The organism is Corallococcus sp. AB032C (assembly GCF_003668935.1).
Classification (GTDB): Bacteria; Myxococcota; Myxococcia; order Myxococcales; family Myxococcaceae; genus Corallococcus; species Corallococcus exiguus.
Genome location: NZ_RAWP01000001.1, coordinates 140,636 through 166,550, shown reverse-complemented (window position 1 = coordinate 166,550; position 25,915 = coordinate 140,636). Strand labels below are relative to the sequence as shown.

The window sequence follows — 25,915 nt, the reverse complement described above, 5'->3', positions numbered from 1 at the left end:
GTTGTCAGAAAGACCCGGAGAATCGCGGGGTGGCCACAACTCCAGACGGGCGGCGAAGTGCGAGGCGACGCGCGGTCTGGATATGTGTGGCTTTGCGGAAAGCTTGATTCACAGCGGAAGACGTCGCGGCCTGGCGATGTCTTTCAATGGCTTTCGTCGGAGTTTTCGACGTCGCGGCCATCCATCGCGGCATGGCTGTCATCGGCACAGCCCGCGAATGCGCAGCGCTCCTCGCCCGAGGAGCCTTCGGGGATGAGTTCCACGTTCAGCACCGTCTGCTTGCCCTCGTCCACGCAGTCCTGGACGGACGTGGAGGCGAAGCCGGGCGCGGAGGCGCTCACGCCGTAACAACCTTCTGGCAGCGGCCCCAGACGGTGGGGTGCCTTGTCGTCGAGCCCGGAGGCTTCGATGGGCGTGCCGTCCACGATGGCCTTCGCGTCCGTCAGCTTCCGGTTGCCCCGGACATGGAACTTCACGAAGAAGGTGCCGGCGGTGCGCGGCGAGACGTCCGCAATGTCCACGGACTGGCCTCCCTGCACGGTGAGCGGCACTCGCGCGGCCAGTTCCTCGGTGGCCACGACGAAGAGCTCCGCCGGTCCCGCGGGCACGTCCTCCAACGTGAAGCGGCCTTGTGTGTCCACGCCGCTGCGCACGCCGGGCGCGCCCACCACGGAGACCAGCGCGACGGCGGGGTCGAACTCCGTGAGCCGGCCTCGCACGGTGCCCGCGCGGAAGGGCTCGTTGTCCAGGCTTCCGCACGCGCCCAGGAGGCCGAGCGACGACAGCGTCAGGAACAGGGATTGGCGGCGCATCAGAAGCGGTACCCCACGCCGGCGTTTCCGCCGATGAAGCCCACGGCCTGTCCCTGTCCGTCCACCACCACGTACGTCACCATCCCGTGGCCCTGGGCGGTGAGCTCCAATCGCTCCCCCAGGCGCCACGCCAGTCCGCCCACCACACCGGGGCTGACGGTGAAGTAGCGCTGGCCTCCCGAATAGGCCTCCACGTCGAAAGACCTGCCCAGGTACAGCGCGGCCACACGTGGACCCGCGAACAGCGTCAATCGCTCCCAGCGCCACAGGTACGGCACCGCCGCGCCCAGCGTGAGCGTGGTGTAGCCGAAGGGCACCTCGCTGCCGGGCGCCACCTGGAGTTTCTCGCGCCCGCGTCCGAGTCCCATGTCCACCATCAGGCCCAGGTTCTGGAGTGGCAGATCCTCCAGCCGCAGCACCACGCCCACCTGGGGCGCGGCGGGCAACAGCTCGCGCCGGCTCCTGCCGTCCGCGAAGGACATCATCCCGCCCACGAGCGACAGCGCGCGGCGCGGGATGGCGTCCGACAGCAGTCGCTCCAGCGGCAGGCGCTCGCCCCGGGCCACGTCCACTTCGCGCCGCACGAGGACAGCGTCGCCCTTGGTGAGCTCCACCGTGCGCCGGCCCGGGCCCACCGCGGCGCCTCCCGGCAGCTCCAGGCGCGGCTCGCCGTCCACCTTGAGCAGGAAGCCGTCCAGGCGTGGGTTGTAGGAGAAGAGCTCCGGCTGGCCCGTGCGGTCGATGCGGCCGGCGAGGATGACCGGATCCGCGCCCACCTCCATGATCTCGGCGGACGGTCGCTGGCGGCCCTCCGTGAAGGCGAAGGTGCGGCGGCGCGAATAGTCGTGCGCTTCCGTGGCGGTGACGGCGCCGTCCGCGTTGCGATCCGCCGCTCCGCCCAGGCCCTCGATGAGGAAGTACGTGTAGATGTCGTTGCGCAGGCCTTCGTCCTCGCGCGCTGTCTCGCCCCAGTCGCTGGCGGCGAACACCATGGACGCCCGGGACGACTCCTCCAGGGGGCGCGCGTAGAAGCCGGACTTGATGCCCGCGAGCTCCACCTCCAACTCGTGGGGCAGCAGCGACTTGCCGCTGCCGCTGTGGCAGGTGGCCAGCACCAACAGCCGCCGCCGGCTGGGCAGCTGTTCGAACTCCGCCTTCAGCGCGTCCATGGAGAGCGCCGTCTGCGGGATGGCTCGGTAGGACGCGTCTCGTGTGACGAGGTAGCGCGTGAGCTCTCCACGACCGTCGCGCGCGAGCGTGCCGTGCGCGGACAGGTACACCATCACCACGTCGTCGGGCCGGGTGGCTTCACGCCGCAGCTGGCGCAGCGCCGCGAGGATGGCGTCGCGGGTCGTCTCCTCCGGACGCGTGAGGACGCGCACCTGGTCGAAGTGGCCTCGCGCGGGATCCTTCAGCGCCGCCGCCAGGTCGCTGGCGTCCTTGGAAGAGAAGCGCAGGGCGCGCCACTGCGGATCATCGAAGGACGACACGCCCACGAGCAGCGCGAGCCGCCGGGGCGTGTACGCGCGCGACAGGTCCGCGGCGTCGAGCCGCAGCGGCACGAGCCCGCCCTTGTCTCCGGCCGTGGCGGACGGGCCCGCGCAGGCGCAGAGGAGGACGAGCAGCAGGGGGAACAGGCGCCTCACGGGGCCTGAGTCTGACCGGATTGGACCCGCACGTCGAACCTCACCACGGTCCCCGGGCGTGCATCCGGGCTTCCGTCCGCGGCGAGCGCGGCGAGTGCGTCCTGCTCCGTTGCGGGCTCACCGGGAGCGAAGGCCACCAGCGCCAGCGACAGCCGGCCTTCATCCGAGTCGAGGCTCACGCCCGCGAGGCCATCAGGCCCCTCCAGGTCGTGCGTTCCCGCCGCCAGGGGGAAGCGGCCAAGCAGCTCTGGCGCCTGCTGCTCCCGCTGCTGGTAGAGCAGCGCGGTGCCGGACTCCGTGGCGTGGTAGCGCAGGAGCAGCACCTCGTCGCTGGTGACGTCCGCGCCGGAGTCCAGCCGGCGCAGGGCTCCGTCGGTGCTCCGCGCGACCACGGCCAGCTCCAGCGAGATGCGGCCCGGGCCCTTCACCCCCGTCCACCCGGTGGCACCTTGCGTGGGGCCCTTCACCAGCGGCACCAGCACCACCATCAGCACGGAGGCCGCGATCGCGCCGGCCATCCAGCCCAGGTACCGGCCTGGCGGCGGGGCGAAGCGGCGGGCGCGGGCCGGCGACCGCAGTGGGATGACTTCCGCTTCGGTCTTCCTCTCGGGCGCGAGCGCGAGGAGCAGCGCGTCCGTCTGCCCGTCGAGCGGATCCGCGTGTGCGGCGAGGAACGTCTCACAGACCTCGCAGGGCGAGGCCAGGTGCTCGCGGAACCAGGCGACGGCGGCGGGGTCGCGCCCGGCGAGTTCGGCCATCGCGGTGGCATCCAGATGTCTCATCGCTTCATTCCCACCGTCCGGCGAGCACCCGCTGGAGGAGCTCGCGCTTGATGCGCCCGCGAAACCGCTCCAGCCGCATGGTGACCGTGCTCTTGCCCACGCCGAGCTGTTCGGCGATCTCCCGCGCGGAGAGCTGACCCTCGATGTAGAAGAGCTGCACGGTCTTCTTCTCCTCGCCTTCGGGCAGCTCCGCGATGAGCCGCCGCACCACCTCGATGTCCCTCTCCACCTGGAGCGTGGGCGGCAGGGCCGGCACCGTCTCCGGTGTCGGGTCCGCCAGTTCGTCCTCCATCCGCTGGAGCAGGTTGCGGCGCTCCAGCCGCGTGCGCGCCCGGTTGCGCGCGATGGTCAACAACCAGGGGGTGAAGGCCCCCGCTGACTTCAGCTGGGGCAACCCCCGGAACGCCCGCACGTAGGACTCCTGTAGGACGTCCTCCGCCTCGTCGGGATCCAATGTGCCGAAACCCGCGACCAGCCGGGCCACCAAGGGGCGGGTGCGACGGTATAGCTCGCTGAAGGCGGACGACTCCCCCCTCGTCGCGCGCCGAACCGCGTCCGTGACATCGTCCGTCTCACCCACCTGCTCGGAAGACCTCCTGGAGGACGAATCGGCCACAGGCCCGGATTCTTCCACCCGCCTTCGCGGCTAGAATAGGGCCTTCACCTTCCAGCGGATGGGGTGGCGCATGCGACGGAACTGGGTGCTGGCGCTGGCCGCGGTGGGAGGGCTCCTGGCGGCCTGTGGCCCCGCGGATGCCCCTCCGGCGGAGGACCCTCCGTTCGAGGTGCAGGACCCGCCCGGAGAGGAGCCCGGCGCGGCGGAGCATGAGCTCACGCCGTGCCTGAGCCAGTGCTACGCGACCTGCGTCGGCAACACGCCCGAGGTCGTCGCGTGCCGACAGGACTGCCGCGACGCGTGCGCTGGCGGCTGAAGGCCGGCCAGGGTCCGTCAGGTCGCGAGCTTCGCCTTCAGCGTGATGTTCACGCCCCCGAGCGCCTTGGAGACGGGGCAGCCCTTCTTGGTCTCCTCGGCGATCTTCTGGAACTGGGCGTCGTTGGCGCCGGGGATGGTGGCCTCGGTGACGAGGTCGATGGTGGTGATGGCGAAGCCGTCACCCTGCTTGTCCAGGTGCACGTCCGCGTTCGTCTGGATGCGCGTGGGCTTCAGGCCCGCCTTCTCCAGCCCCACCGACAGGGCCATGGAGAAGCACCCGGAGAGCGCCGCGCCGATGAGCTCCTCCGGGTTGCTGCCCTGCTGTCCCTCGAAGCGGGTTCCGACCGAGAAGAGGACCTCCGCGGCGTGACCGGGCTTCATCGAGCCCTTGCCGTCCTTGAACCCGCCGTTCCACTGCGCACTGCCCTTGCTGATACCCATGGCGTTCTGTCTCCCCATGCGCGGCGCGGCACCGTGCCGCGTCCGTTGCGTTCGCGCGGCGGAAGGGTAGGGCGCTCACCGGAGCGAGGCGGTCCTGTCGGCGGACAGGGGCCGGGTTCTGCCGGGGAGTGGACGCTCGCGAGCGCGAAGGCCTGGGTTCTGGACGGTTGAGGCCGCCGTCAGGGGCTCACGGCGGGCCGCAGGAAGAGCAGGTAGTGGGCCGGCAGGTCGTCGTACTCGGAGACGATGACGTAGCCCGCGGCCTGCGCGGCGGCGACGAGCGGAGGGCGCATGGCCCTCAGGTGCGTCACCGCGATGCGGCCCTGGGGTGTGAGCGCGGGACGCAGCCGGGTGAGGTAGTCCACCCGGTCCCCGAAGAAGTGATCCACCTCCGAGAGGAGGATCAGGTCGTACGCGCCCGCTTCGAGCCCCGGCGCCTCCGGGGCCACCTTCCGCACCTCGATGTTCTTGCGTCCGAGCACCCGCGCACGGAGCCGCTGGATGGCTTCGTCGTTGATGTCGGTGGCGACCACCTGGCCCGTGGGGCCCACCGCCTCCGCGAGCCGCTGCGTGAAGTACCCCAGCCCCGCCCCGACGTCCGCGACCCGCTGTCCCGGAGCGAGCCCCAGGGCGGCCACGAACCGCGAGGGCTGCCGGGAGCGGTCATACGCGGCATCCTCGCCTTCGACGCCGCCCACGCCATGCAGCTCCGTGGGCGGCTCCGGCGCGGCGGACACCACGGGCGCGGGCGGAGCTTCCGCCTTGCTCTCGGAGCGGCAGGCACCGGCCGTCGTGACCAGGGCGAGACACAGACTCCACAGCGTCAGGAAAGGGAACACCGTCAGCGGACGAAAGAGAGCCATTGCGAGCACCGGGGCAGGAAAGGAACAGCGGGGTCAAAGTCAAATGTGTCGGTTGCGCAGGATATCGCTTTCTGCCGGACTGTGGGGACGCGAGGCATTTCGCCTCCGTCACCTGGAGCATCCCTCATGCGAAACATGATCCGTGGTTTGGTTTTGGCGACCTTCTCCGTGGGCCTCCTCTCCGCCTGCGGCCCGGCAGCGGAGCAGGATGCGTCGCCGTCCGCCGGTGAGGCGGCGCAGGTGGAGCAGGGCATTGGCAAGACGCCCAGCTGTGCCATCGGCGAATACGTGGCGGATCAGGTCATCTGGTCTTCGACCTGCGCCGCGTGTCGCGAGGTGGGCGGCGACGGCTCCTGGCCGCAGGGCTCCTATGGCCGGAGTGGTACGCTCTACCAGACGTGCTGCGGTGACAACGGCTGCGGCAACTGGCAGAACATCCGGCCGGTCTGCATGGGCTGCTAGGCATTGCCCTTCAGCGCTTCGCGGTCACCTTCCACAGCGTGTTGCTGGCGTCATCCGCGACCAGCAACGCGCCGTCCGGCAGCACCGTGACGCCCACTGGCCGGCCGTGCACCCGGGCCTGGGCCGCGTCGGCGATGAAGCCTGTGAGGAAGTCCTCCGGCGGACCGGAGGGCTTCCCGTCCTTGAACGGCACGAACACGACCTTGTAGCCAGACAGCTCCGCGCGGTTCCACGAGCCGTGCTGCCCGATGAACGCGCCACCCCGGTACTTCTCCGGGAACGCCTGGGCCTCGTAGAACGCCAGGCCCAGCGACGCGGTGTGGGAGCCCAGTTGCACGTCCGGCACCAGCGTCTTCGCCACCAGGTCCGGCCGCTGTCCCGCCATGCGCGGATCCTCGTTCGCTCCGAAGTACGCGTAGGGCCAGCCGTAGAACCCGCCGTCCTCCACGTGCGTGAGGTAGTCCGGCACCAGGTCCTCGCCCAGGTCGTCGCGCTCGTTCACCGCTGTCCACAGCGTGCGCGTGCCCGGGGCCCAGCCCATGCCCACGGGGTTGCGCAGGCCGCTCGCGTAGATGCGCTCGCCCGTGCCGTCCGGGTTGAGCTCCAGGATGTTGGCGCGGCGCTCTTCCTCCTTCAGGCCGTGCTCGGCCACGTTGCTCGCGGAGCCCACGGACACGTAGAGCTTTGAACCGTCCGCATTGGCCAGCAGGTTGCGCGTCCAGTGGTTGTTGTAGCCGCCCGCGGGCAGCTCCAGGAGCTTCTCACCGGGGGCCTTCAGCGACGTCTCACCGGCCGTGTATGGGTAGCGCCAGACGGCGTCCGTGCCGGCCACGTAGAAGCGGTCGCCCAACAGCAGCATGCCCAGCGGCTGCTTCACACCCTCCAGGAACACCTCGCGGACCTCCGGCGTGCCGTCGTGGTCCGCGTCGCGCAGCAGCGTGATGCGGTTGGCGCTGTGGCCCAGGTTCTGCGAGCGCACCTTGCCGGACTCGATGGAGTCCTCCTTGTCCTCCTCGCTCTTGAACTCGGAGCTGGCCTCGGCCACCAGCACGTCGCCGTTGGGCAGCACGTAGGTCCAGCGCGGGTTGCGCAGGCCGTCCGCGTAGCGCGTCACCTCGAAGCCTTCCGGGGCCGTGGGGCGCTTACCTTCCGGCCAGCCGACGACCGTGCTGTACCGCTCCACCTTGAAGCTGGGGTCGGGCGCGGGCAGCGCGGGCGCCTTCGCGGATGCGGCGGAGGTCTCTGGAGTGGAGCGGTGCGCGCAGTTCGTCAGGAACAGCGCGGCGCCCACGCAGAAGGAGGCCCGGAGGAAGACGGTCATGCCCTTCCTCTAGGGGCCTCCTCGCTGTCCGGCGATGACGGACGGATCCGCCACTCGCACGGGTGTTGAGTTGTGGGAAGGGCAGTACGCCCGCGGCTCAAGAAGTGAACACGTTCCGCACGTAGCCATCCACCTTCTGCTTGAAGAACCCGTAGCCCTTCGGCGCGTCCTCGGTGGGAATCTCCCCGGTCTCCGCCAGGCTCTTGAAGCTGCGCAGCACCTTCCTCACCTGCATGGCGGGGACGCCACGCATCCGCTTCGCCAGCGCCTCGCCCAGCGCTCCGCCCGGGGGCGAGAAGGCCTGGTGCAATGTCACTTCCGTGCCCCCGTTCGGAGCGGGCTGGAAGCGCACCCACCCTCGCGTCTTCACGGGGCTGTCCTCCGTGGACTCCCAGCTGTGGAACTCCGGCGCGCGTTCCTCCACGAGGCGCGAGTCCCAGCTCACCTCGCGCCCCAGCGGCCCGTGGATCCGAAAGTGCCGGCCGTCACCGGCCGTGGGCGTGACCTCCGCGAAGTGCTCCATCAGGCGGCTCAGCGTGGAGGGTTCACGCCACAGGCGGTAGAGCTCCTCCACCGGACGTCCCACCGTGAGCGTGTGCTCCACTTCGATGAGCTGTCCATGCCTCGCTTCCTTGCCTGTCAATGCGCGGCGGGCCTTCCGAGCGACCGAGGCGAGAGCACGCCGCTGGGATTGCAGGCCCCCATAGAGCACGGCGCCGCCGGCCAGGGCCACCACCGTGCCCCCGAGCGAGCGGCGTTTCATCCCCACGGACATCATCGTCCCCGCGACCACCACCGCGGCGGTCAGCTTCCATTGGCCCGAGCGGAGTTCCTCGGTGGCCTGAGAGCGGACTTCCCGCAGGGCTGTCGTTCGTGAGCTCGTCATGGTTCCTCCTGGCCTGACGCGCAGGAGGGTGATGCACGGGCGTCAGGCACTTCCCGCGAAGCTTTGGGGTGGGATGCGCCGAGACAACCGTGCCTGGAGCCGGGACGGGGGAACCAGCGCTCCGGCGGTCCTCAGTGAAGGGGTGAAGCGGCCGGCGTGTGGATGTGCTCGGGGCGGACGCCCAGGCCTATCAGGCGCGCGGGGATGCGGCGCAGCGCGGGGATGCGCTTCACCAGCTGGAGGCTCAGGGGCAGCCGACCGTTGCTGAAGGCGCGCTTCCGGAGCGCCGGGTCCACCACGCGGTTCTGGATGAGCACCTGCGCCCGCTGGGTGAGACGGGTGGGGAACTCGCGGCGCTGCTGGACGCGGCGCAGGTCCTCGGTCGTGACACGGCGGGCGAGCAGGGGGCCCGCGAGCAGGTTGGCGGTGGCCACGGCATCCTGCACCGCCAGGTTGATGCCCACGCCGCCCACGGGCGACATCGCGTGCGCCGCGTCGCCAATGCACAGCAGGCCGGGCTGGTACCAGGTGCGCAGCCGATCCACCCGCACGGTCAGCAGCTTCACGTCGTCCCAGCTTCGGATTTCACCGGCGCGGTCGGCGAGGAACGGCGCCTGCTTCACGAGTTCGGCCCGGAAGGACTCCAGGCCGCGCGCCTGGACGGACTCGATGCCGCCCTTGGGGATGACCCGGCCGCACTGCCACTGGTCGCCCCGGTTGATGAGCAGGAAGAGCGCTCCGCGCTCGAAGTGGCCCAGGGGCGGGCTGGGATCGTCGGGCCTGCGCGACACGCGGAACCAGAGCACGTCCATGGGGGCGCCCAGGTTCTGGACCTCCAGGCCGGACTGCTGACGCAGCGTGGACTTCCGGCCGTCCGCCGCCACCACCAACGATGCGCGCACCTCCAGCGGGCCTTCCGGCGTCCGTGCGCGGACACCGACGACCTGGCCATGGTCGCGCACGAGGTCCGTTACCTCCGTGCGGCGGAGGAGCTGGAAGGTCGGGTACATGGCGGCCTTGCGCGCGATGAAGTCGAGCAGGTCCCACTGCGGCATGAAGGCCAGATAGCGCGCGTGCGTGGGGAGGTGGCGGAAGTCACCCACGGTGACCTCGTGTTCGCCGACCTGGAAGCGCAGGTCCAACATCTTCGAGTGGGGGAGGGCGAGCAGCTCGTCCAGCCAGCCCAACTCGTGCATCAGCTCCAGCGTGGACGGGTGGAGCGTGTCGCCCCGGAAGTCGCGGAGGAAGTCCGCATGCTTCTCCAGCACCGTTACCTCCACTCCGGCCCGGGCCAGCAGCAGCCCCAGCATCATTCCCGCCGGCCCTCCGCCCGCGATGCAGCACTGTGTGGTGATCGCCGGGTCGGCCATGGTGGTGCCTCCTCGAGGAAGGGTTCATCCCGCCATGGGGCGATGCACCTGGAGTGGCGGCCGATGCGGCGTGCGGCGTCCGACACTCATCACGCAGTTCACGGCACCCCGCGCCCGCCGATTTCGGGGAAGCGCTCGTAGGCCCGCTTGAGCGCTGCCAGATGGGCGGGGTCGTCCAGGTCGAGGGGCGCCTCGGTCAGTTGCACGATCCACCCGCCCGTCGCCGTGCGCCGCGCCCGTGAGAGCCATTCGGTGTCGCGAGCAGGATCCGGGAACCCGATGGCCCGCGCGGAAGCGTCCGACCAGTAGTTCAGCCACCCGAGGTAATAGGGAATCTCGGGCGAGCGGATGTGCTCGAAGAGCTTCAGGGCGGGCAATCCCCGGCGCGGGGATGGTGGTCCGCCGCGCGTGGGGGCTGTTTGATACGCGATGTCCACCGCGGCTCCGTCTGGCGTCGCACGCCCCCAGAATGCGCGCGCGCCCTCTGCTACGGCTTCCAGTACATCCGCCGCTGCTGCGCTGACGGCCGCGTCCAAAGGTAGCTCTGCGTGGACTTCAAATTGGGCCTGACCCGCTGGGCTGAAAAATCCCGAGCGTTCCCTTCCCATCACCGTCACGGGGTAGTTCTCGTCCCCATTGCACACGATAGGGAATCCACCGTCCTCAATACTTTCGATGAGCCACGCATCACGCTGAGGTAATGCAAGGGGGCGCCCGCCTTCGGACAGCCGCCACTCCAGGCGCAAGCCGGGGAGTGCCTTTTCCATGCCTTGGACGCTATCGATTGTGCGGCGGTCTTTGCCCATGAGCGCCGGCGCGTAGACGATGATGTCCAGACTGTTTTGCGCATTCATCTTTTGCACCCTGTGACGACAACATCGAGGGTCTGATCTCGCCGCAGCAATGCCTCTTTGTGCTGCTCGGAACTCACCCCAACGACGAAGCCATATCCACATGCCGCCGCGGCTTTTCGCTCCTTGTCCAATTGCTTGAGCTCCTTCTCGATTTCCTGTTTCCGGACATAGGCATTGTACGAATCGAATCGATGGGTCTTGATTTCCCACAGCACACGCATGCCGACTTGCAGCGCATCGAAGAGGACACCGTCCACCAGCACATCCATCCCGGGGTATCGGTTGGGCGGGAATTTGTCGGCACATTCGTTGTGCGCGTCGTCCTCGCCTGCGTGAGGCACTGGAACGGGCTCGCAACTCGCGCGGCGTGTCCGGTCCACGGGCACGGGTGGCACCGGGGGCTGCCAGTCCTTCCCCGCAGGCTCCGGCTCCAACTCGGGCTTCCGCTTCGCTACGGCTTCCCGAGGCGCCGCTTTGGGTCCTCGCGAAGCCCCTGCTTCCTCGGGATAGAGGTGGCGGAGCTCATACGCATCCAGTGCCTCCTTGATGGCGACGCCGACCACCACCACGCCCAGGACGATGACGGCTCCCACGGCAATCTCAGGAGCCGCCAGCACACAGAACCCGAGTCCGATGGTCGCGGCGTCAGCGGAGGCGACCGTGCATCTTCCCGTGGTGTCGTGGAACTCGACCCGGTCATGGTCGAGCGCCGGATAGCACCGCTCCACCAGCACGGGCCATGGCTGGGACGCTTCGCGAACGACGCACCGCCCGCCGTCCCTCCAGGGCAGCGCCGCCGCTCGCTGGAGGTTGGCAACCCGTCGGCCTCGGGCCGTGGGCTCCCTCGTGATGGGCTCCGTCGCGGCACAGCCCGAAATGAACAGCAGAATTGCGATGCACACACGCGAACGCATGGCCACGGTCAACGCCCCACGAAGTCCAGCAGCACAGCGTAGTGCGTGGCGGCCGCGGCGACGACCATGACGTGGAACACCTCGTGGTAGCCGAACACGTGGGGGATGGGATCCGGCCAACGGCGCGCGTACACCCCCGCGCCCACGGCGTAGAGCATGGCCCCGAAGAAGAGCCAGCCCACGCGGCCCTGGCCCATCACCCCGGGCAGGTTCCAGAACACCGGGGCAGCCACGCAGCCCAGCGCCACGTAGAGCCCCGAGCGCAGGCCTCGCGACGCGGAGATGCCCGCGAGCGTCAGCGTGGCTCCCGTCAGAGCCGCGCCCCACATCACCCAGAGGAGCCTCTGACTCAGGCCCCCCATGGGGTCCAGCGTCGCCAGCGGCGTGAAGCTCCCCGCGATGAGGATGAAGATGGCCGCGTGGTCGAACCGGCGGATCCGCTGGTACGTCGCCGCGCTCCAGGTGGGCCAGTGGTAGCCCCCACTCACTCCGAACATCAGCACCATGCTGCCGCCAAACACCAGGTTCGCCGCGTACTGCACGCCGTGCACCGGCAGCTGCGCCATCCTCACGCAGCCCACCAGCGCCGCCACGAACGCGATGACGTGGGACAGGCCGCGCAACCGGGGCTTCAGACTCTCTTCCATGGCGGTGCTCGTACTTCCCGCACGTCATGGCTTCGTCAGCGCCCGCGCACCTTTTCGCCCAGGGCGTCGCGTTCTCCACGCATCGCCCCGGGGGAGTGTCGCCAGGACGTCAGCGCGCGGCCCTGGACGGAGCCCGGCACGCGGCGTGGCCCAGGATGACGTCCCCGTCGACGGTGCTCGTCGGAGTGGGCTTCCAGCCGGCGCGCAGCCTCGCGTCCAGCAACTCGTCGGCGGTAGGGCAGCGGTCCCACACGGAGACCGAGGTCACTCCGCCCAGTCAGGTGGTGTCGAAGACGAGGTAGCGCTCCTCTTCCCAGGGCAGCACCACGTCGTGGGTGAACTCGTCCTGGACCACCACCGCCGCCACGTCGCGCGGCGGGGTGCTCGCGAAGCCCCAGCGGACCACGTCCTGGAGCAGCGTGAGCGGCGTGAGCTGCCGCTCCAGGGCGGCGCGCCGCTCGGGGGACAGCCCGGAGTGGTCGGTCAGGGGCACCATGGCCCGGAGTGTAGCCGGGCCGGGCCCGGGCTTCACGCCGCCGCGGGCTTTTGCTGGTCGTCCAACGTGCCGGAGCGGAGCGCCTTGCTCGCGGCCCCCGACATGACCTCCGCCAGCGTCTGCACGGAGTGCGTGACGGTGCGCGTCTCCTCCACGGCCTGGAGCGTGCGCTGCATCTGGCCGGACAGCTCCTGGATGGCCTGGGCAATCTGATGCGTGCCCGAGTCCTGCTGCGCCACGGCCTGGGTGATCTGCCTCACGCTGCCGGTGGTGTCGCCGATGATGCTCGTCAGCTTCTGCAGCTGCGCGCCGGAGCCGCGGACGGCGTCCAGGCTCACCTGCACGCGCGCCTCGCCCTGTTCGCTCATCTGCGCGGCCTCGCGCATGCTCATGCTCACGCCGTCGAGCACGTCGCGGATGCGCTCGGTGGCGCGGATGGACTGGTCCGCCAGCCGGCGCATCTCCTTGGCCACCACGCCAAAGCCCTTGCCGCTGTCGCCGTTGCGCACCGCCTCGATGGCCGCGTTGATGGCCAGCATGTTGGACTGGTCCGCCAGCGTCTTCACGTCGTCGACGATGCTGGACACCTCGCGGGTGCGCTCGTCGAGCGCGAGGATGCGCGAGGCCATCCCCGACACCTCCGTGCGGATGGCGGCCAGGTCCGTCAGCGTGCGCTCCAGCGCGGCACCGCCCTCGCGCCCCACCGCCTCCGCGCTCTCCGCGGACGCCGCGAGCACCCGCGCCTTGTCCGCGGTCAGGTGCGAGCCCTGGCGGATCTCCTCCACCGTCTGCTCCAGCTCTCGCAGCGCGGCGGCCTGACGGCTGATGCCCACCGTCTGCTCCTCGCTGGAGGTGTGCAGCTGCTGCACGACGGCGGCGAGCTCGTCCGCGCCGCGGCCCATGCCCTCGGCCAAGAGGCGCACGTCCTTGCGGCGCGCGTCCAGCTGATGCGTGTACTCCGCCAGCGAGCGCACCACCTCCGCGGAACGCCGCGCCACGATGGCCACGAGCGACAGCGTCAGCGCGAAGAAGCCCCAGTGCACCTGGCTGTCGGTGGCCTCCATCAGGCCCAGCATCGGCAGGGTGCTGAGCAGGAGCACGAAGGTGAGGACCCCCAGGCCCGCGACGAAGATGCGCGCGTCCTTGTTCCCCTTGAGGGCCTCGGCCACCGCGACCCCCACGCACACCAGCAGTCCGGGCAGCGAGTAGAGGATGAAGGCGGACAGCAGCCGCCATGCGGAGCCCAGGTCCATCACCACGATGATCGCCTGGAGGATGGCCGGCACGGTGACGACCGCCGCGCCCCGGCGGAACCAGCGCAGCTTGTCCGAGCCCACCGTATCGGAGATGAACCACGCCAGGGCGGGCAGGATGGCGTACGAGCCCAGCAGCGTGAGGACGCTGCCGGTGGCCGCCTTGCCCCAGAGCGCCGGGAACAGGCCGCTGGAGCCCAGCAGCAGCGCGCCCGAGCCCGCGGAGAACACGGTCAGCGCGGCGAGCATCCGCCCCTGGCGGCGCAGGAGGGCGGCGAACAGCGCCACCGCGCCAATGCCCACCAGCAGCGTCCCCATGACGAAGGGCGCCAGTCCCAGGCGCGTCACCTCCGCGAGCAGCTCCTGGCGCGAGCCCACCTTCGCGTCGCGCGTGACGCCGATGGCGGGCCCATGCGCCTGGATGCGCAGGAGCACGCGATGGCCCATGGACGCGGGCGGCACGGGCACCAGGTGCCAGACCATGTTCTCCATGAGCTCCTGGCCGTTGGGGGCCAGCGTCCCGCTGGTGTGGACGCGCTGGCCGTCGGCGTAGACCTCGAAGGCGTTGGCCACGTTGCCCAGGAAGAGGGCGGGCTCCAGCCACGGGCCCTGGGGCACGGGGATGCTCAGCCAGAGGAAGGTGTTCGTCCCGCGGCCCGGCGGTTCCTGGAGCGCGGTCATGGCCTGCCAGCCCGCCGCGTCCTCCGGCTCCGTCGCCCACGTGGGGACGCCGTCAGGCCCCAGCGGCGAGTCTCCCCAGCGATAGCGCCACCCGTCGAGCGCGGGCTGGGCGGCCGTTGTCCCAGCGGCCTCCGCCCGGGCGGCGGGCGCGAACGCGAGGAGCATCAGCAGCACGGCCCCCACGCCCGCGAGCCGCGAGAAGAGGGCCTTCCGGGAGCCGCGGAAGGGAGTGAGCCGGAGCTGTAAGTCGAGAGCGAAGACACGGGAGCGACGCATTCGAGACACATGCTCCAGCGCGAGGGGGTCAAAAGTAAAATGGGTCCCTCATGCCTCCCCGCCGTGCCTCCGGCCGCTGCGTTTCACGCGCTGTTCACAAAACAGACGGAGCGGACCGGATAGAGTCGTAAAACATGAAATTGTTCTCAGGATCGGCGTGACACCCGGTCCTGTCCCGGAACCCTACCCCGGGGGTCCGCTGCTCCTCTGGGGAGCCCTGGCTTCCGGGCGTGGAGGGCCCGCGTGTCCCGAAGGGGGACGGGCTTGCGAGGGCCCGGCATGGCGCCGCCTGCGACGGTGCGAGGACGGACTCCTGGTCCGCCTGTACCCAGGTCCCATGCGTGGCTTCAGCACAGGGAGGCGTGATGCTCGCGAGGCGTGAACCACCTGGCCGCGGCTCGGGTGAGCTCCTCGGGATTTGGGGTCGTATCGCTCGCCCAGGCCACGAACCCATCCGGACGCACGAGCACCGCGTTCAGTCCCAGGCGATTCCTGACGTCGCTGGCCACGTACCGGACCTGGTCGCCCCAGAGGCCATCCAGTGCTTGCAGCGACGCGTGCCGGCCGAAGTCCAACAGCAAACCGGTTCCATCCCGGAGCCGTGTGCCGAGCCGCTCTCCGTCCTCCCACTCGAAGTCCGGGCAGCTGCGGCCCACCAACGGGTGTTGCTCGCCGAGGTCGTAGCGGAGGGACACGCCCCAGAGACGTTCAGCGAAGTAGGTCGCGCCGTCGCGCGTGTCGAGCACGTCGCGGAGGATGGCTTCGAGCGCGCGCGAATGGGGGCTGGGGCGCATCAGCGCGACCTGGGCCCGCGTCCAATCGAGGATGCGCGCCCCCACGGGATGCCGCTCCTGGGTGTAGCTGTCGAGCAGGCCCTCGGGGGCGTCGCCTCGGAGGGTCGCGGCGAGCTTCCACCCGAGGTTCATGGCGTCCCCGAGTCCGAGGTTCAGGCCCTGTCCGCCCAGGGGTGAATGAATGTGCGCGGAGTCGCCCGCCAGCAGTACCCGTCCCTTGCGGTAGGTCGTGGCCTGCTGTGAGCGGTCGGTCCAGGTCGAGGCGAGGTGCAACGCCTGGAGGGTCACGTCCGTGCAGGACACTCGCCGCAAGACGGCTTGCATGTGCTCGAGGGTGAGCGCTTGGGTGCGATGGGCCGCGCCGCCGTCGAAGTCGGTCATCGCGATCACCCCGGGCTGCCACTGGGTGTACATCCCGGTCGGCGTGTAATGACGGCCCAGGCGGAGCTTCTCCGGATCGGCGACTTCGGCCTGGACCGAATAGCCCGTGAGCTCAGGCCCGGTCCCCACGAACTCGAAGCCCCCTTGCTTGCGGACGGTGCTGCGGCCGCCATCGCAACCCACGAGCCAACGCGCGCGAAAGCGTTGCCCGCCGGCATGGACAATCACTTCCTCGTCCGAAACCTCGAAGCCTTCGACACCCTGGCCGCGCTGGAGCTCCACGCCCAGGGCTTGTGCGTGAGCGGCGAGGACGCGCTCGAGATGCTCCGTTTCGCTTCCCAGTTGCATGTCGGCCGGGCCGGGGAGCCGGTACGTCCAGCGCGTCGAATCGACGTTGCTGTATTCGAACGGGATGCCCGCGAAGTGGCCGGCTGGCCCGCGGAGCTGTGAGTTGGATGCCATGGAGCCGGGGCTCGGTTGGCCACGGGCACCCGCGCCGGCACGAGGGTTCGACGCGATGGCTTCCAGCAGTCCGCGCCGGTGGAACGCTTCGATGCTGGGGCCCCAGAGTCCTCGCCTTCCAAACGGGAGCCGCTTCAGGGGGGAGTGCGGATCCTCCGCTTGTTCAAGCACCAGCACGGTGCGCTTCGCGAGCCGCAGCTCACAGGCCAGGAACAGGCCGACCGGGCCGGCCCCCGCGATGATCACGTCGTAGACCAAGGTGTCTTCCTGGCTCGGGTGTTGAGTCCTCATCCACGCTAGCGCAGTCATTCCGGCACGGTCGCTCCAGTGGCGCGACGCCTGCCTGGTCCTCCCGGGAAGGTGGGGCGAATTGCCCCAGCTGGGGCCTTTCGGGCGGAGGACTGCCCCCGCGTCTTCTCTTCCGGAAGCATGGCACGCCGGATGCTGCGTTCTCCTGGCATGTCGAAGGTCCAGAGATTCCTCACCACTGCGCTGCCATTGCTGCTGCTGTGCGTGGCGGCGTACGTGCTGCACCGCGAGCTGTCGCACTACCGCCGCGAGGATGTGAGCGCGGGGCTGGCGGCCGTGACGGCGAGTCGCATCCTCCTGGCCCTGGCCGTGACGGTCGTGAACTACGCGGCGCTCACGCTGTACGACGTGCTGGCGTTGGGGCACGCGGGGCACCGGATTCCCTATTCGCGCGTGGGGTTCACGTCCTTCGTGGGCTACGCCTTCGGGCACAACCTGGGCGCGTCGTTCCTGAGCGGCGGGTCGGTGCGCTACCGGCTGTATTCCGCGTGGGGGCTCACCGCGCTGGACGTCGCGCGGGTGTCCGCGTTCAACGCGCTCACGTTCTGGCTGGGCCTGGCCGCCGTCACCGGCGCGTCGTTGCTCCTGGAGGGTGGGGGCGGTGTGCTGTCCCTGTCCACGCCCGTGGCGCACGGAGTGGGGGCCGCGCTGGGATTGCTGCTCGTGGGCTACTTCGTGGCATGCGCCACCGTGCGCAAGCCGCTGCGTGTTCGCGGCCTGGAGTGGACGCTGCCCACGCCCGCGCGGGCGCTGGCCCAACTGGTGGTGTCGTGCGGGGACTGGGCGCTGGCGGCGGCGGTGTTGTGGGTGCTGCTGCCCCCGGACAGCGTGTCGCTGCCGTCGCTCACCGCGCTGTTCGCGTTGGCGCAGTTGGCGGGCATCGCCAGCCAGGTGCCCGCGGGCCTGGGCGTCTTCGAGACGGTGATGCTCTCCGCGCTCACGCCCCGAGTGCCCGCGCCGCAGGTCGTGGGCGTGCTGCTCGTGTACCGGCTCGTCTACTACCTGCTGCCCTTCACGGTGGCGGCGCTGCTGCTCGCGGGGCATGAGCTGCTCCAGCGCCGTCACCACCTCACTCGGCTGGCGAAGGTGGTGCACAGCTCGTTCGCGCCGGTGGTGCCGTGGGCCGCGTCGGCGGTGGCGTTCGTGGCGGGCACGGTGCTGCTCTTCTCCGGCGCGACACCGGCCGTTGGCGAGCGGCTGGCGCTGCTCCGCCGGCTGGTGCCGCTGCCGCTTTTGGAGGTGTCGCATCTGCTGGGCAGCCTGGTGGGCGTGTCGCTGCTCCTGCTCGCTCGCGGGCTCCAGCGGCGCCTGGACGCGGCCTATGTGCTGACGCAGGTGCTGTTGGTGGCGGGCGCGGTGTTCTCCGTGGTGAAGGGCGTGGACTACGAGGAGGCCACGCTGCTGCTCGTCCTGGCCGCGGCGCTGGCCCCGTTCCATCAGCAGTTCTACCGGCACACGTCGCTGTTCGCGGAGGCCTTCAGCCCCGGGTGGCTCCTGGCCACGGTGGCGGTGGTGGGCGCGTCGGTGTGGCTGGGGTTCTTCTCCTACCGGCACGTCGAGTACCGCAATGACATCTGGTGGCACTTCGCCTTCTCAGGCAACGCGCCGCGCTTCCTGCGCGCCAGCGTGGGCGTGTTGGGGGCGACCATCGTGGCGGGGCTGGCCGCGCTCCTGCGGCCGGCGTCGCCGCGCACGCATCCGCCGACGGTGGAGGAGCTGCAACGGGTGCGCCCCCTGGTGGCGAGCGCCCCGGAGTCCATGGCCTCGCTGGCGCTGGTGGGGGACAAGTCCCTGCTGCTCAACGACGCGGGCACCGCGTTCCTCATGTACGGCGTGTCGGGGCGCGCGTGGGTGTCCATGGGCGATCCGGTGGGGCCGCCGGACGCGGCGACGGAGCTGGCGTGGCGCTTCCTGGAACTGGCGGACCGGCACCACGGCTGGGCGTGCTTCTACCAGGTGGGGCCGGGCGCGCTGCCGCGCTACCTGGACCTGGGGCTCACGCTGCTCAAGTTGGGCGAGGAGGCCACCGTGCCGCTCCAGGACTTCAACCTGGAGGGGCCGGAGCGCCGGGGCCTGCGCCACGGCATGCACCGCATGGAGCGCGAGGGCTGGACCTTCGAAGTGCAACCGCGCGAGGCCGTGCCGGAGCTGCTGCCCCAGCTGCGAGCCATCTCCGACGCGTGGCTCGCGGAGAAGCACACGCGTGAGAAGGGCTTCAGCCTGGGCTGTTTCTCACCGCGCTACCTGGAGCAGGGGCCGGTGGCGCTGGTGCGCCGGAGCGGCGTGCTCATGGGCTTCGCCAACGTGTGGGCTCCGGACACGAAGGAGGAGCTGAGCGTGGACCTCATGCGCTACCAGCCGGGCAGTCCCCATGGGGCCATGGACTTCCTCTTCACGTCGCTGATGCTGTGGGGCCGGGGGCAGGGCTTCCTGCGCTTCAACCTGGGCATGGCGCCCTTCAGCGGCTTCGAGGCACGCGCGCTCGCGCCCATGTGGAACCGGCTGGGCGCGCTCCTGTTCCGGCACGGCGAGCACTTCTACAACTTCCAGGGGCTGCGCCAGTACAAGGAGAAGTTCCGTCCGGACTGGGCGCCGCGCTACCTGGCTTCGCCGGGCGGGCTCGCGCTGCCGGGCGTGCTCGCGGGCGTGGCGTCGCTGGTGTCACGCGGGCTGGGCGGGGTGGTGGCGAGATGAGGACGCGCGCGAAGTGGTTCCTGGTGGGGGCCGTGCTCGTGCTGGCGCTGGCGCTCATCCCGTGGTCGCGCACGTGCGCGGCGCCCTCCGTCGCTCCGGCCCGGGTGGCGGTCCCCGTGCCCCAGCCTCCCGTCGCGCCGCGCGTGGAGACGCGGCACATTGGGGGCCGCTTTGGCCATGTCACGGTGGTGACGCCCCCGGGGAGGCCCGGGACGGTGGTGCTCCTGCTGGCGGATGGGCCCGCGGAAAAGGGCAGGGCGCTGGAGCTGTCCACGGCGCTGGCCGCGCACGGCGCGCTGGTGCTCGGGGTGGACGCAGGGGCCTGGCTGCGCGCTTTGGAGAAGGGCACCCGGTGCGCGTATCCGGCGGGCGACCTGGAGGTCCTGAGCCAGGGCTACCAGCGGCACGCGGAGCTGCCCGAGTACCTGCACCCCGTCCTCGTGGGGGACGGCACGGGCGCGGCGCTGGCCTACGCGGCGCTGTCCCAGGCTCCTCCGGGCACGTTCCGGGGCGCGGTGAGCGTGGACTTCACGCCGGAGGTGATGACCTCCGTGGCCTTCTGTCCGGGCGCGGGGCTCGTGCGCTCACGCGCGGACAAAGACAGGCGCGAGCGGCTGGCCCCGGCGCGTGCGCTGTATCAACCGTGGGTGCTGCTCGGCGCGGAGCATGATCCGGTCCATCCGGTGAAGGCCGCGCACGACTTCACCCGCTCGCTGACGACGGCCCGCGTGCTGACGGTGCCGGGGCCGGGATTGGCCCGCATGCCGGTGGACGCATGGCAGGGGGCGCTGCTGGCCGCGCATGATGCCGCCGCCGCGCCGCTCCCATCGGAAGCGCTGCCGCCGGTCTCCACGCCAGCGTCGCCTCCAGACGCGGGCACCCAGGGGCTCTCCGGGGACACGTCGGTGGAGGGCCTGCCGCTGGTGGAGGTCCCCGCGACGTCGGATGTCCCGGGCGACACGCTGGCGCTCTTCGTCACCGGCGATGGCGGCTGGGCCAGCCTGGACCAGACGGTCTCCGAGTCGCTCGCCGCGCAGGGCATCCCCGTCGTGGGCTTCAACTCGCTGCGCTACTTCTGGAAGCGCCGCACGCCGGAGCAGACATCCGCGGACGTGGCCCGAGCGCTGCGCCACTACCTGTCCGCGTGGGGCAAGCAGCGCGTGGTGTTGCTGGGCTACTCGCGCGGCGCGGACGTGGTGCCGGCCATCACCGCGCGCCTGCCAGAGGATTTGCGCGAGCGCGTGCGGATGGCCGTGCTGCTCGCGCCCGGCAAGGAGGCGGAGTTCGAGGTGCACGTCACGGACATCTTCGGCGGCAAGGGCCGGCCCACGGCCGCGGTGCTCCCGGACGTGCAAGCCCTGAAGGGGACGCCCGTGCTCTGCGTCTACGGTGACGAGGAGCTGTCCGACAGCCTCTGCCCCGTGCTGTCCGGCGTGCCCGGTGCGCGCGCGGTACTGCTCAAGGGTGGACATCACTTCGACGGGGACTACGCAGCCATCACCCGGGCCGTCCTGCGGGAACTCGGTATGGCATTGCCCTGATGCTCCGGAGTCTGGGGGCTCGTCGGCTGGCGGACGGGTGATTGCCTTTGAGGCCCAATGCATTGACTCGCATGGGCGAAACCTCTACTTCGCACCGGCCCGGTCCTGGCGCCGGGTCTCGTGGGGGGTTCCAAAAATGGTCCAGCAGTCGGCTCCCGTCGTCAGCACGGTCGAAGGACAGCTCCAAGGCGTCGTCGAGGAAGGGGTGTATGCCTTCAAGGGCATTCCCTACGCCCAACCTCCCGTGGGCGCGTTGCGGTGGCGTCCTCCCGCCCCGGTCGTGCCCTGGAAGAACATCCGGCAGGCGTCCACGTTCGGCAAGTCCTCGCTCCAGTCTCGCGAAGGCTGCATCGCGGGCGGCGGCGGTGACCCGTATCCGATGGGTGAGGATTGTCTTTATCTCAATGTCTGGACGCCTCGCGTGGACCCCCAGGCGAAGCTGCCCGTCATCGTGTGGATCCACGGCGGCGCGTATGTGCTTGGGGCGAGCGGCTTGCCCCCGTACGACGGCGTGCCCATGGCGTCCCGTGACGCCATCCTCGTCACGATCAACTACCGCCTGGGCCACCTGGGCTTCCTGGCCCATCCGGCGCTCCAGAAGGAGCCGGGCGGCGGCGCGGCCAACTTCGGCCTGTTGGATCAGGTCGCCGCGCTCCAGTGGGTGAACCGCAACATCGCGAAGTTCGGCGGGGACGCGGGCAACGTCACCCTCATGGGCCAGTCCGCGGGCGCCAAGAGCGTGCTGTCCCTCTTCTGCATGGAGTCAGCGAAGCCCCTGTTCCACCGGGGCGTGGCGATGAGCGTGTACGGTCTGGACGAGATGCCGCTGGCGCAGGCGCAGCTCAAGGGTGAGGCGCTGATCCGCGGCATGGGCGTGGCGGACGCGGCCGCGACTCCGGAGCGCATGCGCCAGCTGCCCGCGGAGTCCTTCTGGCAGCAGCCGCCGGAGCACTCGCTGGCGCCGGTGGCCGTGTGCGGTGACACGGTGCTGCCCCAGTCCATCCTTTCCACCTTCAAGGCGCAGCAGCAGGCGCGCGTGCCGCTCATCCTGGGCAGCACCAGCGATGACGTGAGCGTGATGGAGGACATGGGCCGCGACCCCATGGAAATCCTCCAGGCGCTCCGGGACAACAACGTCCCCATCGGCCTGCTCTACCCGGGCGTGTCACCGGACGAGGAGCTGGCGCGGCAGGTGTGCCGCGACATCGTCTTCACGCTCATCCCCCGGCAGGTGGCGGACCTGCACCTCAAGGTCTCCGACGCGTGGCGCTTCTACTTCGAGTACACCGCCACCGAGCTGCGCCCGGAGTTCCCCGACGGCGTCCCGCACGGCTCGGACGTCCCGTACTTCCTGGACACGGTGGCCCGCTGCCCGCCCACCCAGGACGTGCTCTCGGACGAGGACCGCGCGTACTCGCGCCAGGTGAGCAACTGGATGCTCCAGTTCGCCCGCACCGGAGCGCCCGCCTCCGCGACCGAGTGGCCGAAGCACCAGCCGGGTGAGGACCGCACCCTGCGCATGCAGCAGCCGCCGAAGGTGGAGCACAACTTCATGCAGCTGCGCCTCAACGCCTTCCTGCTCGCGAGCGCCATCATCAACAGCGCGGACAGCCGCTCGGGCGGAAAGCACGACACCCGCGGCAACGTCCGCCACACGGGGGCCTCGCCCCAGAAGAAGAACCGGCCCGAAGGCACGACGTAGCCCCTGAAATGAGAAGGGCCCGGGCGCGAGTGTTCGCGGCCGGGCCCTTGCTGCTTCTTCGCGCGGACTTCTAGCTGCTGAAGAGCACCAGCACGAAGGTGCTCGACTGGGGCAAGTGGAACACGGTGCCCTGGCGCAGCGAGCCCTTGAAGAAGGGGGCCGCGTCGTAGGCGGTGGCGCCCTTCAGGGCCTCCTTCGTGGCCTCCGGCAGCCACCCACCGTCATCCATCTTCACCGTCAGCCGCGTGGGCTTCAGCGCGGCCTGGAGCGCCTGGGCCTCCGCCGCCGGGTACTCCAGCACCGCGAGGAACTGCGTGTCCGTGGGGCCCAGCCCGCCCTGGATGCCGCGCGGAGACTGGCGCCACTGCACCGCCTGGGGGCGGCGCGGCAGCGTCACCACCTTCTCCAGCGTCTCCAGGTCCGTTCCCGTCTTCGCCGCAGGCGCGGCCGTCTCTGTCGTCATGGATGCATTCCCCCCTGAGGGCTTGTCGCAGGCCAGCGAAACACACCCCGCGAGCAGGGTGGTAGCCAGCGTGCGCCTAACGGCCACCGATGGGACGCGACGTCGCATTCTCGGGGCTCCCCTGGTCCCACGTCACGTGCCGCTGGAGCGTGCCGTAGTTGGTGTACTGGTGCCCCAGGCCCGTCTGCTCCAGCCGGCCGTTGGCCGCGTCCGGCGTGCCGGTGTTGATGTCCTGCTGGCCCGGGTTGAAGTTGTAGCGGTCCTCCGCGTGGAGCGTCATGTCCATCTCGAAGCGGGGCTTCCCGCCCGGCGTCTCCGGCGGGTAGACCGTCACGGTGGCGCTGTTCCAGACGTTGTGGCCGCCAATCGCCTTCTGCCAGTTCTCCGTCTCCGGGTAGGGGAACTGCTCGCTGGAGCCCACGCCAATCTGCGAGCCGGTAATCTGGAACGTCACCGGCTTGCCCGCGAGCGACGGGTCCTGGGCGATCATCTGGTTGTAGGTCGCCTCCGCCGCCTGCTGCGTGTCGCGCGTGGAGTTGGTGAGCACCGCCTGGCCGGCGGGATCCGTCCGGACGAAGCGCTCGTAGTCGAAGTGCCGGTCCGCCCCGTTGCCGTGCAGGAAGTGGTCGTACGTGTCCAGGCCGTCCGGGATGTCGTTGTGCGGCACGCCCGGGACGCCCTGGAGGGCTTGCGCGCCACGGAGCTTGACCTCCCACTCCGCCCGCGCCGCGTAGTCACTCAGCCCCGGGCTCTCCGTGGGGATGGGGTTCGGGTCGTTGGGGTCGTTGGGGTTCTGCAGGAAGCCGTTGTCGTGGTGGATGTCCGGACGCCGGGGAGGACCCACCTGGTAGTCCGCCACCGTGTTCCCGTTCGTCTGCACCGCCGTGCCGGACGTCCCCACCTGGGTGGGCGTGGCCGTGGGCGTGGGAGCTCCCAGCGCGGGGCCTCCCCGACGGGTGGCGGGGGCGGACTCGAAGGTGTCGGAGGGACGCGACGCGACCGGAGCGGCCGGAGGCGGCGGGGTGGGGCGGACCTGCGGGGTCAGCGCCTGCTGCACTCGCGCCGCGATGGCGCCGCCAATCGACTCACCGATTCTGGACATGTCGGGTCTCCCCCTCGAACCACCGAGACGGTGGACGTTGATGGATTATCGACCCTTGCCGCCCGCAGTTGCGGCCTTTTCCTGCCTACATCCGCCCCTGACGAGGGCCTTCAGTGCCGGGTCCGGTAGCGGTCCACGGCGGCCAGAAGCACCTCCGTGCGCACCGGCTTGCCCAAGAGGCCCACCGTCCCGGACGGGGCCGCCTGGAGGTCCGGATCCGCGGTGAGCGCCAGCACCGGCAGCCGCGACGTCAGGTCCAGGTTCCGCAGCCGGACGAGGAAGCGCTGGTCCTCCGGGTTGCGCAGCATCAGGCTGAGCAGCACCAGCGAGGGCATGTCCGGGTGCTGGGACAACACCTCGAACGCCTGCGTGGCCGTGGCCACGGACAGCACCGTGTAGCCCTCCAACACGAGGAGGGCCACCAGGGCCTCGCGCAGGTCGTCGTAGCTTTCGACCACCAGCACGGTCGAGGGTTTGTCCAGGGCAACCACCATCAGATCATATACCGCCGGGCCCGGGGTGTGTGCACCCCGGGCCTTGGACCTGGGGACAGGGGACCCCTAAGCGCGAGCCTTGGGGCCAAGCTGGGGCTTGAGGATGACCTTGGTGTAGCCGTCCTTGCGTGCGTCGAACTTCTTGTACGCGTCCGGCGCGTCCTGGAGCGGCAGGCGGTGGCTGACGATCATGCTCGGCCTGGCGCGGCCCGCGATGATGAGGTCGCGCAGGAAGTAGTTGTAGCGCTTCACCGGCGTCTGGCCGGTGCCCACGGTGATGCCCTTGTCGAACACCTTGGCCCAGGGCAGCGGGTAGATGCCCTGCTTGGCGTTCTCATCCTTCGCGCCGGGGTCCGGGGCGATGTAGACGCCCACGACGCCAATGGAGCCCGTGGGGTTCACCAGCTCCACCAACTGCTCCAGCACCTGGGTGGGCTTCTCCCGGCCGCCGTGCGCGTCCGCGCCCTTGATGTCGCGCGACTGGTAGCCCACGGCGTCGATGCCGCACATCACGCCCATGGCCTTCTCCTCACCTGAGCGCAGCGCGCCCATGATGAGCGGGTTGCCGCGGCGCAGGTCCATGATCTGCTTCACTGGGTCGCCCTTCGTGAAGTCGATGGGGATGGCGCCCATCTCCTTCACCTTGGCCAGGCGCTCCGGGACGCTGTCCACCACGTAGACCTCCGAGGCGCCGCGCAAGAGCGCGCAGTAGCCGGCGAGCAGGCCCACAGGCCCCGCGCCGAAGACGGCCACGGTGGCGCCCGGCCGCACGTTCGCCAGCTCGGTGCCGTGGTACGCGGTCGGGAACACGTCCGACAGCAGCAGGAAGTCGTCCTCCAGGTCATCGCCCGGCTTCCCGGGGATCTTCAGGCAGTTGTAGTCGGCCCAGGGCACCCGGAGCAGCTCCGCCTGTCCGCCGCGGTACGGGCCCATGCCCGCGTAGCCGTAGCCCGCGTGAGGCGCTTCCGGATTGGCGACGAGGCACGCCTCGGTGCGGCCGCGCACGCAGTCGAAGCAGGTGCCGCAGGCGATGTTGAAGGGCAGCACCACGCGGTCGCCCTTCTTGATGCTCGTCACGCCAGGGCCCACCTGCTCCACGACGCCCATGTTCTCGTGGCCGAACACCTGTCCGGCCTTGGACGCGGTGCGGCCTTCGTACATGTGCAGATCGCTTCCGCAGATGCCGGCGGAGGTGACGCGGATGATGCAGTCGGTGGGGGACTCCATCTTCGGATCCTCCACCTCCTCCACCTTCACCTGGCTGTTGGCCTTGTAGACGACTGCGAGCATGGGCTTCTCCTGGGTTGGCCCGTAACGCGGCCCACCAATAGTGGG

At 70.3% G+C, this 25,915-nt stretch carries 25 protein-coding genes; 5 read left to right on the top strand and 20 right to left on the bottom strand.

The genetic code is table 11. The features are described 5' to 3' along the window. Nucleotides 1-143: 143 nt before the first annotated feature. The 4 genes from D7X99_RS00660 to D7X99_RS00645 are packed head-to-tail and all read right to left on the bottom strand — an operon-like array spanning nucleotide 144 to nucleotide 3,820. Entirely contained in the window at nucleotides 144-812 is a 669-nt protein-coding gene (locus D7X99_RS00660) for a hypothetical protein (protein ID WP_121761673.1), read from the bottom strand. Next, complete coding sequence (locus D7X99_RS00655) at nucleotides 812-2,458, bottom strand: caspase family protein (RefSeq protein WP_121761674.1); 1,647 nt, start codon at nucleotides 2,456-2,458, stop codon at nucleotides 812-814. Before D7X99_RS00655 ends, D7X99_RS00660 begins: the two co-directional genes overlap by 1 nt. Further along, nucleotides 2,455-3,240 (bottom strand): hypothetical protein, encoded by a 786-nt coding sequence (locus tag D7X99_RS00650; RefSeq protein WP_121775988.1) that lies wholly within the window; start codon nucleotides 3,238-3,240, stop codon nucleotides 2,455-2,457. The genes D7X99_RS00655 and D7X99_RS00650 overlap by 4 nt, the downstream gene beginning before the upstream one ends. Nucleotides 3,241-3,244: 4 nt before the next feature. After that, nucleotides 3,245-3,820, bottom strand: a complete 576-nt coding sequence (locus D7X99_RS00645; protein ID WP_120577089.1) for an RNA polymerase sigma factor — start codon at nucleotides 3,818-3,820, stop codon at nucleotides 3,245-3,247. A 106-nt stretch (nucleotides 3,821-3,926) separates the two neighbouring features. On the opposite strand from D7X99_RS00645, the gene D7X99_RS00640 reads away from it, so the two are divergent. Beyond that, complete coding sequence (locus tag D7X99_RS00640; RefSeq protein ID WP_121776040.1) at nucleotides 3,927-4,172, top strand: hypothetical protein; 246 nt, start codon at nucleotides 3,927-3,929, stop codon at nucleotides 4,170-4,172. Between the two features lie 17 nt (nucleotides 4,173-4,189). Here D7X99_RS00640 and D7X99_RS00635 read toward each other — a convergent pair whose 3' ends face one another. Together D7X99_RS00635 and D7X99_RS00630 are read right to left on the bottom strand one after the other, a co-directional pair. Further along, a complete protein-coding gene (locus D7X99_RS00635) occupies nucleotides 4,190-4,615 on the bottom strand; it encodes an OsmC family peroxiredoxin (protein WP_014397999.1) in 426 nt (141 codons plus the stop codon). A 179-nt stretch (nucleotides 4,616-4,794) separates the two neighbouring features. Continuing rightward, a complete protein-coding gene (locus D7X99_RS00630; RefSeq protein ID WP_121775987.1) occupies nucleotides 4,795-5,478 on the bottom strand; it encodes a class I SAM-dependent methyltransferase in 684 nt (227 codons plus the stop codon). Nucleotides 5,479-5,604: 126 nt separating this feature from the next. On the opposite strand from D7X99_RS00630, the gene D7X99_RS00625 reads away from it, so the two are divergent. After that, on the top strand, nucleotides 5,605-5,940 hold the full coding sequence (locus D7X99_RS00625) for a hypothetical protein (RefSeq protein ID WP_147475982.1): 336 nt from the start codon (nucleotides 5,605-5,607) through the stop codon (nucleotides 5,938-5,940). Nucleotides 5,941-5,950: 10 nt separating this feature from the next. Here the strand turns inward: D7X99_RS00625 and D7X99_RS00620 are convergent, their stop codons facing one another. The 10 genes from D7X99_RS00620 to D7X99_RS00580 all read right to left on the bottom strand — a co-directional run bounded on the left by D7X99_RS00620 (nucleotide 5,951) and on the right by D7X99_RS00580 (nucleotide 16,533). Beyond that, the gene (locus D7X99_RS00620; protein WP_121775986.1) at nucleotides 5,951-7,261 is read right to left on the bottom strand and encodes a sorbosone dehydrogenase family protein; all 1,311 of its coding nucleotides are present in this window, start codon (nucleotides 7,259-7,261) and stop codon (nucleotides 5,951-5,953) included. Nucleotides 7,262-7,358: 97 nt separating this feature from the next. Then, a complete protein-coding gene (locus tag D7X99_RS00615; RefSeq protein ID WP_120580057.1) occupies nucleotides 7,359-8,147 on the bottom strand; it encodes an SRPBCC family protein in 789 nt (262 codons plus the stop codon). Between the two features lie 131 nt (nucleotides 8,148-8,278). Beyond that, nucleotides 8,279-9,517, bottom strand: coding sequence for an FAD-dependent oxidoreductase (locus D7X99_RS00610; RefSeq protein WP_121775985.1), 1,239 nt, complete (start codon nucleotides 9,515-9,517; stop codon nucleotides 8,279-8,281). Between the two features lie 98 nt (nucleotides 9,518-9,615). Beyond that, nucleotides 9,616-10,371, bottom strand: coding sequence for a DUF5953 family protein (locus tag D7X99_RS00605; RefSeq protein ID WP_121775984.1), 756 nt, complete (start codon nucleotides 10,369-10,371; stop codon nucleotides 9,616-9,618). Next, the gene (locus D7X99_RS00600) at nucleotides 10,368-11,105 is read right to left on the bottom strand and encodes a DUF6310 domain-containing protein (RefSeq protein WP_346729693.1); all 738 of its coding nucleotides are present in this window, start codon (nucleotides 11,103-11,105) and stop codon (nucleotides 10,368-10,370) included. Before D7X99_RS00600 ends, D7X99_RS00605 begins: the two co-directional genes overlap by 4 nt. A gap of 188 nt (nucleotides 11,106-11,293) precedes the next feature. Then, entirely contained in the window at nucleotides 11,294-11,932 is a 639-nt protein-coding gene (locus D7X99_RS00595; protein WP_121775983.1) for a hemolysin III family protein, read from the bottom strand. A gap of 109 nt (nucleotides 11,933-12,041) precedes the next feature. After that, complete coding sequence (locus D7X99_RS42600; RefSeq protein ID WP_158626888.1) at nucleotides 12,042-12,200, bottom strand: hypothetical protein; 159 nt, start codon at nucleotides 12,198-12,200, stop codon at nucleotides 12,042-12,044. Nucleotides 12,201-12,209: 9 nt separating this feature from the next. Continuing rightward, on the bottom strand, nucleotides 12,210-12,428 hold the full coding sequence (locus D7X99_RS00590) for a hypothetical protein (RefSeq protein WP_121775982.1): 219 nt from the start codon (nucleotides 12,426-12,428) through the stop codon (nucleotides 12,210-12,212). Nucleotides 12,429-12,460: 32 nt separating this feature from the next. Beyond that, entirely contained in the window at nucleotides 12,461-14,638 is a 2,178-nt protein-coding gene (locus D7X99_RS00585; protein WP_121775981.1) for a methyl-accepting chemotaxis protein, read from the bottom strand. A 347-nt stretch (nucleotides 14,639-14,985) separates the two neighbouring features. After that, nucleotides 14,986-16,533, bottom strand: a complete 1,548-nt coding sequence (locus D7X99_RS00580; RefSeq protein WP_121776038.1) for an FAD-dependent monooxygenase — start codon at nucleotides 16,531-16,533, stop codon at nucleotides 14,986-14,988. A 183-nt stretch (nucleotides 16,534-16,716) separates the two neighbouring features. On the opposite strand from D7X99_RS00580, the gene mprF reads away from it, so the two are divergent. The 3 genes from mprF to D7X99_RS00565 all read left to right on the top strand — a co-directional run bounded on the left by mprF (nucleotide 16,717) and on the right by D7X99_RS00565 (nucleotide 22,521). Further along, nucleotides 16,717-19,278, top strand: coding sequence for a bifunctional lysylphosphatidylglycerol flippase/synthetase MprF (mprF, locus tag D7X99_RS00575; RefSeq protein WP_233613018.1), 2,562 nt, complete (start codon nucleotides 16,717-16,719; stop codon nucleotides 19,276-19,278). Continuing rightward, entirely contained in the window at nucleotides 19,275-20,819 is a 1,545-nt protein-coding gene (locus D7X99_RS00570) for an AcvB/VirJ family lysyl-phosphatidylglycerol hydrolase (RefSeq protein ID WP_121775979.1), read from the top strand. Before mprF ends, D7X99_RS00570 begins: the two co-directional genes overlap by 4 nt. A 136-nt stretch (nucleotides 20,820-20,955) precedes the next feature. After that, nucleotides 20,956-22,521 carry a carboxylesterase/lipase family protein gene (locus tag D7X99_RS00565; RefSeq protein WP_121775978.1) on the top strand — a complete coding sequence of 522 codons (1,566 nt, stop codon included), beginning with the start codon at nucleotides 20,956-20,958 and terminating at the stop codon, nucleotides 22,519-22,521. A gap of 70 nt (nucleotides 22,522-22,591) precedes the next feature. Here D7X99_RS00565 and D7X99_RS00560 read toward each other — a convergent pair whose 3' ends face one another. The 4 genes from D7X99_RS00560 to D7X99_RS00545 all read right to left on the bottom strand — a co-directional run bounded on the left by D7X99_RS00560 (nucleotide 22,592) and on the right by D7X99_RS00545 (nucleotide 25,870). Next, on the bottom strand, nucleotides 22,592-22,984 hold the full coding sequence (locus D7X99_RS00560) for a hypothetical protein (RefSeq protein ID WP_121775977.1): 393 nt from the start codon (nucleotides 22,982-22,984) through the stop codon (nucleotides 22,592-22,594). Between the two features lie 76 nt (nucleotides 22,985-23,060). Continuing rightward, nucleotides 23,061-24,086 carry a hypothetical protein gene (locus D7X99_RS00555; RefSeq protein WP_121775976.1) on the bottom strand — a complete coding sequence of 342 codons (1,026 nt, stop codon included), beginning with the start codon at nucleotides 24,084-24,086 and terminating at the stop codon, nucleotides 23,061-23,063. A gap of 110 nt (nucleotides 24,087-24,196) precedes the next feature. Beyond that, complete coding sequence (locus tag D7X99_RS00550) at nucleotides 24,197-24,580, bottom strand: two-component system response regulator (protein WP_120577959.1); 384 nt, start codon at nucleotides 24,578-24,580, stop codon at nucleotides 24,197-24,199. A 66-nt stretch (nucleotides 24,581-24,646) separates the two neighbouring features. After that, nucleotides 24,647-25,870 carry a glutathione-independent formaldehyde dehydrogenase gene (locus D7X99_RS00545; protein WP_121775975.1) on the bottom strand — a complete coding sequence of 408 codons (1,224 nt, stop codon included), beginning with the start codon at nucleotides 25,868-25,870 and terminating at the stop codon, nucleotides 24,647-24,649. Between the last annotated feature and the right edge of the window lie 45 nt (nucleotides 25,871-25,915).

Bases quoted from the DNA above. Each gene is read 5' to 3' on its own strand.
- D7X99_RS00625 (WP_147475982.1), top strand. From the start codon at position 5,605: ATGCGAAACATGATCCGTGGTTTGGTTTTGGCGACCTTCTCCGTGGGC.
- D7X99_RS00590 (WP_121775982.1), bottom strand. From the start codon at position 12,428: ATGGTGCCCCTGACCGACCACTCCGGGCTGTCCCCCGAGCGGCGCGCC.
- mprF (WP_233613018.1), top strand. From the start codon at position 16,717: ATGCTGCGTTCTCCTGGCATGTCGAAGGTCCAGAGATTCCTCACCACT.
- D7X99_RS00565 (WP_121775978.1), top strand. From the start codon at position 20,956: ATGGTCCAGCAGTCGGCTCCCGTCGTCAGCACGGTCGAAGGACAGCTC.
- D7X99_RS00545 (WP_121775975.1), bottom strand. From the start codon at position 25,870: ATGCTCGCAGTCGTCTACAAGGCCAACAGCCAGGTGAAGGTGGAGGAG.
- D7X99_RS00570 (WP_121775979.1), top strand. From the start codon at position 19,275: ATGAGGACGCGCGCGAAGTGGTTCCTGGTGGGGGCCGTGCTCGTGCTG.
- D7X99_RS00640 (WP_121776040.1), top strand. From the start codon at position 3,927: ATGCGACGGAACTGGGTGCTGGCGCTGGCCGCGGTGGGAGGGCTCCTG.
- D7X99_RS00560 (WP_121775977.1), bottom strand. From the start codon at position 22,984: ATGACGACAGAGACGGCCGCGCCTGCGGCGAAGACGGGAACGGACCTG.
- D7X99_RS00650 (WP_121775988.1), bottom strand. From the start codon at position 3,240: ATGAGACATCTGGATGCCACCGCGATGGCCGAACTCGCCGGGCGCGAC.
- D7X99_RS00660 (WP_121761673.1), bottom strand. From the start codon at position 812: ATGCGCCGCCAATCCCTGTTCCTGACGCTGTCGTCGCTCGGCCTCCTG.
- D7X99_RS00635 (WP_014397999.1), bottom strand. From the start codon at position 4,615: ATGGGTATCAGCAAGGGCAGTGCGCAGTGGAACGGCGGGTTCAAGGAC.
- D7X99_RS00610 (WP_121775985.1), bottom strand. From the start codon at position 9,517: ATGGCCGACCCGGCGATCACCACACAGTGCTGCATCGCGGGCGGAGGG.
- D7X99_RS00620 (WP_121775986.1), bottom strand. From the start codon at position 7,261: ATGACCGTCTTCCTCCGGGCCTCCTTCTGCGTGGGCGCCGCGCTGTTC.
- D7X99_RS00605 (WP_121775984.1), bottom strand. From the start codon at position 10,371: ATGAATGCGCAAAACAGTCTGGACATCATCGTCTACGCGCCGGCGCTC.
- D7X99_RS00630 (WP_121775987.1), bottom strand. From the start codon at position 5,478: ATGGCTCTCTTTCGTCCGCTGACGGTGTTCCCTTTCCTGACGCTGTGG.
- D7X99_RS00550 (WP_120577959.1), bottom strand. From the start codon at position 24,580: ATGGTGGTTGCCCTGGACAAACCCTCGACCGTGCTGGTGGTCGAAAGC.
- D7X99_RS00555 (WP_121775976.1), bottom strand. From the start codon at position 24,086: ATGTCCAGAATCGGTGAGTCGATTGGCGGCGCCATCGCGGCGCGAGTG.
- D7X99_RS00615 (WP_120580057.1), bottom strand. From the start codon at position 8,147: ATGACGAGCTCACGAACGACAGCCCTGCGGGAAGTCCGCTCTCAGGCC.
- D7X99_RS00595 (WP_121775983.1), bottom strand. From the start codon at position 11,932: ATGGAAGAGAGTCTGAAGCCCCGGTTGCGCGGCCTGTCCCACGTCATC.
- D7X99_RS00585 (WP_121775981.1), bottom strand. From the start codon at position 14,638: ATGCGTCGCTCCCGTGTCTTCGCTCTCGACTTACAGCTCCGGCTCACT.